Origin of the sequence: Steroidobacter sp. (genome assembly GCF_016790065.1) — a bacterium.
GTDB lineage: Bacteria > Pseudomonadota > Gammaproteobacteria > Steroidobacterales > Steroidobacteraceae > Steroidobacter.
Window position 1 is genome coordinate 1 of the sequence record NZ_JAEUPY010000147.1, and the last position, 7486, is coordinate 7486.

The 7486-nt window shown below is 59.3% G+C and carries 7 protein-coding genes; 4 read left to right on the plus strand and 3 right to left on the minus strand.

Going from position 1 to position 7486, the window contains the following annotated elements; genetic code table 11:
• Positions 1-572, minus strand: a 572-nt coding sequence (locus JNL55_RS06220) for an RraA family protein (RefSeq protein WP_293850805.1), incomplete at its 3' end; no start/stop codon positions are given.
• A 193-nt stretch (positions 573-765) separates the two neighbouring features.
• On the opposite strand from JNL55_RS06220, the gene JNL55_RS06225 reads away from it, so the two are divergent.
• Both JNL55_RS06225 and JNL55_RS06230 read left to right on the plus strand, forming a co-directional pair.
• Complete coding sequence (locus JNL55_RS06225; protein WP_293850807.1) at positions 766-1596, plus strand: alpha/beta hydrolase; 831 nt, start codon at positions 766-768, stop codon at positions 1594-1596.
• 37 nt (positions 1597-1633) lie between these two features.
• Positions 1634-2395: a gamma-glutamyl-gamma-aminobutyrate hydrolase family protein gene (locus JNL55_RS06230; protein WP_293850810.1), complete on the plus strand. Its 762-nt coding sequence runs from the start codon at positions 1634-1636 to the stop codon at positions 2393-2395.
• 9 nt (positions 2396-2404) lie between these two features.
• On the opposite strand, the gene JNL55_RS06235 is transcribed toward JNL55_RS06230, so the two are convergent.
• Positions 2405-3316, minus strand: a complete 912-nt coding sequence (locus tag JNL55_RS06235) for a GntR family transcriptional regulator (RefSeq protein ID WP_293850813.1) — start codon at positions 3314-3316, stop codon at positions 2405-2407.
• Positions 3317-3419: 103 nt separating this feature from the next.
• Positions 3420-4769, minus strand: coding sequence for a glutamine synthetase family protein (locus tag JNL55_RS06240; RefSeq protein ID WP_415923017.1), 1350 nt, complete (start codon positions 4767-4769; stop codon positions 3420-3422).
• A gap of 194 nt (positions 4770-4963) precedes the next feature.
• Here JNL55_RS06240 and JNL55_RS06245 point away from each other — a divergent pair, with 194 nt between their 5' ends.
• Together JNL55_RS06245 and JNL55_RS06250 are read left to right on the plus strand one after the other, a co-directional pair.
• Positions 4964-6334, plus strand: a complete 1371-nt coding sequence (locus JNL55_RS06245) for an aminotransferase (RefSeq protein ID WP_293850816.1) — start codon at positions 4964-4966, stop codon at positions 6332-6334.
• Positions 6335-6347: 13 nt separating this feature from the next.
• A partial coding sequence (locus JNL55_RS06250) for an aldehyde dehydrogenase family protein (RefSeq protein WP_293850818.1) occupies positions 6348-7486 on the plus strand: 1139 nt, incomplete at its 3' end.

Below are 7486 nucleotides of genomic sequence, written 5' to 3' on the forward strand. Positions count from 1 at the left end.
TCTCGCTTGCGCTGCGTGGTCAGCTTGTCTCGCACCGTCGTCAGAACCACGTGAGGCACGATCGCTACGCCATCGTCATCACCGACGATGACCTCGCCCGCCTCGATGCGAACACCCTGCAAGTCGATCGGATAACCGACGCGCCCCACAGTCGCATCCGCGGGCGACGAGGGGTGACTGCCACAGGCGAACACAGGAATATCCAGCCGCGCGATCTCTTCGCGATCGCGAATCAACCCATCCGTCACGATGGCTGCGATTCCCTTTTGCAAGGCGAGGTGCACATAGATCGCCCCGAACTCCGCCTCGGGCCGGCCTTGCGCGGCGATGATGAGTACGTGACCGCGCCTCGCCATCTCGAGGGCCTTCCACTGCGCCATGCTACCGGTCGAGATCGTTAGCGCCTCCCCGATGAAGCAGGTTTTGCTAGTCATCGCCACCAGCGGCTGCCCCAACGAGACCACACCGTCATCGGTATCAGCCAACAACGCGGTGGGCACATCTTTGAAGTCTTGCAGAATCTCGGCCGGTACCGCCGCGGGCAAATGCTTCAACTCAATCGACTGCTTCATGATCGCTAGCTCCTCTGATTCATCACTGCTAAGACAAAGCCGCTGATCCAAGCCGGCTTCCGCCAGCACTCGTAGCAGCTCGTGTCATTACTATACCCATAATTGGTACCAAAACAGTAAACAATTATTGCGCCAATTTGGAACTTCCTTTATCTTGCGCGCCATGAGTCAGTCAGCGAATGGGGAGATTGCAGTGGGACCGAATGGCAACGCGTCGGATCTGGGCTTTTATGAAAAGGGCGCGACGCCCCTGTTTGCCTGCCAGGCAGATCAACGATTCAGCTACTGCCTGTACGTACCCAAGAGTTATCAACCCAGCGATCCACAACCGCTGAAACTTGCCGTGTTCGTCCATGGCACGGGCCGCAATCCGTTCGCCTACCAAGAGAGAGCCGCCGGCTTTGCCGATGAACATCACTGCCTGGTGCTATGCCCCCTCTTCCCTTGCGGCATTCCCGACGCGCGGGGCACTGAGAATTACAAGTTTGTGAGTTTCAAAGGCATTCGCTTCGATTTGCTATTGCTGTCGATGATCAGCGAGGTCGCCGAGATTTACCGGCTCGATGCGGCGCGGTTCTGCCTATTCGGGTTCTCGGGCGGCGCGCACTTCGCGCATCGCTTCCTATACGTGCACCCCGAGCGCCTGAGCGCAGTCGCAATCGATGCGCCCGGCGTCGTCACGCTGCTCGACTTCGAGCGAGACTGGTGGTGTGGCGTCCGCAACTTCTCCAGCATCTTCGGCAAGGAATTAAACCTCGACGCCCTACGCAAGGTCGCCGTTCAGACACTGGTAGGCAGCGATGACACGGCGACTTGGGAAATCGCCGTGCAACCGGGCTGGCCGTTCTGGATGGAAGGCATCACCGCATCCGGCAAAACACGCGTGGAGCGCCTAGCCTCACTGGGAGAGAGCCTGCGCAAGCACGGTATCGATGTCGATCATTGTGTCGTCCCTGGAGTCAGCCACGAACTGCTGCTTGAGCCGGCGCTCGACTTCTTCACGAAAGTTTTGCGCCGTCAATGAAGTGCTGGCCAGTGACTCATGCGAACTTGCGCCAGCGATGCGCACACTGAGGGTCGGAGTCTCGGTCTGCTTCGAAGCCGCGAATTCGAATCGATCGCTCTTTACAGGCAAGGCTCTACAATACGTGGAGCGGTCGCTAGTTGCATGGGTAAGCAGCAGCGGCGCACTGCCGGTACTCGTTCCGGCAACGCCGGAGAACGAGCGCATCGAAGAGTATTCACATTGTCTCGACGCGCTCGTATTGCATGGTGGCGCGGACCTGTCGCCGCAAAGTTATGGCCAGCATCCGCTGCGGCCAGAGTGGTGCGGCGATCGCGCACGTGACCTTTATGAGATAGCCCTGACGAAGGCCTTTCTCGCTGTGGACAAACCGATCCTGGCGGTCTGTCGTGGCATGCAATTACTAAACGTGGCGCTTGGGGGCACATTGATCCAGGATCTGCCCAGCCAACTCGGCGAGCGAGTCAGGCATCGCGACTCCATGCTCTACGATCAGAACTTCCACCCGATCGAAGTCACACGCGATTCTTGGATGAGCTCTGCAAACCAGCGGCACAGCCGAGTCAACTCGATTCACCACCAGGCGATCGATCGGCTAGCCGACGGCCTTGCCGTTCACGCACTTTCCCCAGATGACGGCATTGTCGAAGCCGTAGCGCTGAAGGATGCAAGCTTTGCAGTCGGTGTGCAGTGGCATCCGGAATTTCACGACCGTAACGACAGCTCGTTGCTGAGCGACGCACCGCTGCTCGGACGCTTCATTGAGTCCGCCATGGCACGCATCGACCCTCCTCGATAGCCAGTGCCGTTACTCCCCGGCTGGCAGCGTCGCGGCGAACGGCAACCCACCCCGTTGCGACATTTTCAAGTGATGAATCATCAACGATGCCGCCCACTCCATATCACCAGCGACAATCGCGTCGATGACATTGATATGCTCCTGACAGGATTCTCGCATGCGCTCCGACCAGACGAACGACTCGTACTCGACCGCACGCCGCAACCGGTGCTGCTGCTGGATTGCCTGCAGAAAAAACGTGTTGCCGGAGAACTCGGCAAGCATTTCATGGAACTCGGTGTTGAGTTCGTAGAATCGCGCCCCCGACACGCGCTCGATCATGCCGGCCAGCATCTCCGCGTGCGCAGCCCGACAACGTAGCAAGCGATCCTGCACCGGTTTGAACGTCTCCGAGCGCAGCACCGCCGGTTCGATGGCAAGGCGGTACTGATAGCTCTGCCGGTCTGCTTCCTTCGAATCGATCATCGGCAGGAAATGCCAGCCGTAGCCTCTGCGACGTTGTACGAGACCTTCATTCGCGAGGCGCAGTAGCGCGTGCCGAAGCACCGCACGTGCGACGGAATAGCGTCGCATCAGATCCGACTCCGTCACGTCCTCCAATAGCTCACCAGCGAAGCGATCCTTCACGAGCGACATATAGAGCGTTTCCACGGGCGAACTGGGAACCACGCCGCTATCGAAGTCCTCGCTGTCTGGAAGCTCCGCGAGCACGTACGTCCCCGTCTCATCGTCGATCTGCATGATGCCGCGATCGGCCAGCAGCTTCATAGCGCTGCGAATGGGAGAACGCGAAACGCCGAATTCTTCGGCGAGCGTACGCTGCGCGAGGCGTGCGCCTGCGCTCAACCCCTTACGCCGCGCATACGAGACAATTTGTTGTGCTATCTCTGATGCCAGTTGCGGCACAGATTGATCGGTCACGACAGGCTCCTCTCTTTGATGGGATCCGAGCGTCGCCGTGACACCTGGTCCACTTCCCGCTGGCGCGAGTATGACCGATGCATCGCATGGATTCTTCAACCATCTACACCCGCTCGAAGTACCGAATGCGCTCCCAATCCGTCACCCCCGCTTCCGACTGGGCCCATTCCCACCGGCCACAATGCAGATAGTGCCGGATCACGTCCACACCGAACGCAGTCCCGAACACAGTGGAGGATTCCAGCTGCGCTAGTGCTGCCGGTAGCGATACCGGAATACTCGGCACTCCTGACTGATAGCAATCGCCATTGAACGCCGGCGGCAGCGACAACTGCGCCTCTAGACCGGCCAGACCTGCCGCCAGCAGCGCTGCGAACGCTAGATACGGATTCACATCAGCACCTGGCACACGGCACTCGAAACGCAGACTTCGGCCGCTGCCCAGCACGCGGAAAGAGGTCGTACGATTATCGACCGACCATGCGATCCGTGTTGGCGCAAACGTACCCGCGCGAAACCTGCGATAGGAGTTGATGTACGGCGCCCAAAAGTAAGTGGCCGCAGGAGCATGCTCTAAAGCGCCTGCCAGAAAATGCTCGAACGCGCGAGACATCGCGAGTGGCCGCTGCTCGTCCAGGAACACTGCGCGACCGTTCACCCGGTCCCGCAATGACAGATGAATATGAAATGAACTCCCCGCGAGCGAATCATCGAGCTTGGCCATGAAGCTGACGGCCTGATTGTTCTGCTGCGCGATCTCTTTGCAGCCGTTTTTATAGAGCGCGAGACGGTCCGCCATTTCGAGCGCTTCACAATATTGCAGGTTGATCTCCTGCTGGCCCGCGCTCCACTCGGCCTTGGAACCTTCGATGGGGATGTCAGCCTGATCCATCAGGTTGCGGATCCGACGGATGACCGGCTCGTCCTTGCTGCTTTGAAAGACATGTCCATCTTGCGGGTACCAACTAGCGGGTTTGAGCGCGCGATATCCGACCGCGCGCGCCTCTTCAAAACTCATGTTGAATAGATAGAACTCGTACTCCGCCGCCATGTCGGCTTCGACGCCGAGAGCGGCTAGTCGATCGAGCTGATGCTTCAATATCTGCCGCGGCGAATGCGCCAGTGGCTTGCCATGTTGGTCCGTCACGTCGGCAAGCACGATGGCCGTGCCTGGGAGCCAAGGCACAGCACGTAGCGTATTCATATCGGGTACGAGAGCGAGGTCGCCATAGCCTCGCGACCACGATGAGGCCTCGAATCCATCCACCAGCGTCATTTCCATATCGGTGGCCAGCAGATAGTCGCAAAACATCTGTGGCGCAAAGCCGGTATCCACAAAGAAACGCGCGGTCAATCGCTTGCCAATCAGCCGCCCCTGAAGGTCGGTCATGCACACGACCACCGTGTCGATCTGCCCGTCGCGCACGGCCTGCTGGAGTTGGTCGGGGGTCATGCGGCCAGCAAGCGGCGGCGGCGGACAGGCGGTGCGCAACGGAAGTCTCCTTCAACTTGTATTGGGACTATGATCTAATAAAAACCCAATATCAACGCCATTACTATTTATTTATGGTTTTTTATGGAACCATAGTCCCTTACCACTAGGGTACGGGCCGGACTCGCCGGCCACCCGACCACACAGGAGCACCCATGACACCCAACCCCCATTCCTGGGAGCAGCGTGAGCTGCGAAGCTTTTTTCACACGTTCTCGGATCTGCCGTCCTTACAGCAGGATGGGCCGACAGTCATGGAACGCGGCGATGGAATGTATGTGTACGACACCGAGGGCAATCGGTATCTCGAGGCGAACGCAGGCCTATGGAATATGACCCTAGGCTTCAGTGAACATCGCTTGGCGCGCGTAGCAGCCAAGCAGTACGAAGCTCTACCTGGCTATCACACGTTCTTTGGCCGCAACTCTCAACCCGCCGTGGCGCTAGCAGAACGCATGCTCGAACTGGCACCGGCGCCCATGAGTCGTGTGTTCTTCACGAACTCAGGCTCCGAGGCGAACGAGTCGGTCGTGAAACTGTTGTGGCTAATGTGGAGCGGCGAGGGTCAACCGCAGCGGCGCAAGCTCATCTCACGTAAAGGTGCGTACCACGGTTCGGCAGTGATGACGAGCAGCCTCACTGGCAAAGACTATGTGAAAGCCTTCGGGCTGCCGCTGCCGGAAGTCGTGATGGCCGATTGTCCGCATGCATGGCGCTACGGCAATGCTGGCGAAAGTGACGACGCCTTCTGTCATCGTCTGGCAGACAACCTCGAGCGCCTGATTCTCGCTGAAGGTACCGACACCATCGCAGGCTTCTTTGCCGAGCCAGTGCAAGGTGCCGGGGGCGTGATCGTGCCGCCTGCTTCCTATTTCAAACGGATTCAACCGATTCTTCGCCGCCACGGCATCCCGCTGGTCGCCGATGAGGTGATTTGCGGCTTCGGGCGCACCGGCAACATCTGGGGCTGCCAGACCTTAGACATCGCACCGGACATCATCGTCGCCTCGAAAAGCATGTCGGCGGGTTACTTTCCGATGGGCGCCGTGATGTTATCGAAGCAGATCGATACTCGGGTCACCGAGGCATGCCAGCAGTGGGAAGAGTTTCCACATGGCTTCACTACCGCGGGGCATCCGGTCGGCTGCGCGGTATCACTCGAAGCGATTCGAATCATCGTTGAAGACGGCGTACTCGAGAACGTTCGCACACAGTCCAAACCCTTTCAGTCGCGCCTATCAGCAATGGCCGAACATCCCATGGTAGCCGAGGCGCGCGGTGTCGGCCTCATGGGCGCGCTGGAGATCGTGGCTGACAAGTCGACCCGGCAAGCCTTTCCAGGCGCAGCTCGGATCGGTGAGCGAATTGCACGAGCCGCGCGTCTGCGCGGATTGATCGTCCGGCCTTTGGGATCATCACTCGTTCTCGCGCCCGCTTTCATCCTCACTGGGGCGCAGAACGATTGGATCTTCTCGACGCTCGAAAGCGTGCTTGATCAGACGTATCGCGAACTGTCAGGCGGATGAAGGCGCAGCAGTCATGAGCAAAATGCAAACGACGCCTGACATCGAAACGATCTCACCCATTGACGGGCAATTGCTGTTTACCCGCACTTACGCCAGCCCGACCCAGATCGCGCTGGCGCTACAAAGCGCACGGCGCGCGCGCAGCGTATGGTCCTCCTTGACCATACGTGAGCGCTCGGTCTTTTTATCGACGGCAATCGCATGGCTGGTGGAGCGGACGTCAGAAGTCGCCGAGGAAATTACCCGGCAGATAGGCCGCCCCATCATACAATCGCCGGGTGAACTACGCGGCATAGCTGCACGCGTGCAATACATGACCGATGTCGCCGAGCCCTCACTCGCCGATATCAACCCGACCCCGATGGCCGGTTTGCGGCGTTATCTACGTCGCCAGCCCTTGGGCACGGTCCTAGTGATCGCGCCGTGGAACTATCCCCTGCTGACCGCCATCAACACGATTGCTCCGGCGCTTCTCGCCGGAAATACGGTCATTCTCAAGCATGCCGCGCAAACAATGCTGACAGCCGAACGATTGCAACAAGCGTTCGATGCGGCTGGACTGCCGGCCGGCGTTTTCCAGAACCTGTGCCTGTCCCATCCGGACGTAGCCGCCGTCGTAGCCGACGAAACCATAGACTTCGTCGCGTTTACCGGATCGGTGTCGGCCGGGCGGATCGTCCAAACTGCGGCAAGTCAGCGGTTCATTGGCGTCGGCCTGGAACTCGGTGGCAAAGATCCAGCCTATGTTCGCGCCGACGCCGACCTCCCTCATGCGGTCGACACAGTCATCGATGGCGCACTGTTCAACTCGGGTCAGTCCTGCTGCGGCATCGAGCGCGCCTATGTACACGCATCATGCTATGACGACTTTGTGGCGCGCGCAGTCACGCTAGTGCGTCAATATCGTTTAGGCAACCCACTGGATCAGTCAACAACCCTGGGCCCCATGGTTAAAGCCTCGGCCGCTGCGTTCGTGCAGCAACAGATCGACGAAGCTATCGAACAAGGTGCCGAAGCTCTCATCGACCCCGCGCCCTTCGGCGCATACTCGCTTGGCGCGGCCTATCTCGCTCCTCAGCTACTGATCGGGGTCGATCATCGGATGCGCGTCATGTCCGAAGAAACGTTCGGCCCGCTCCTTTCCATCATGGC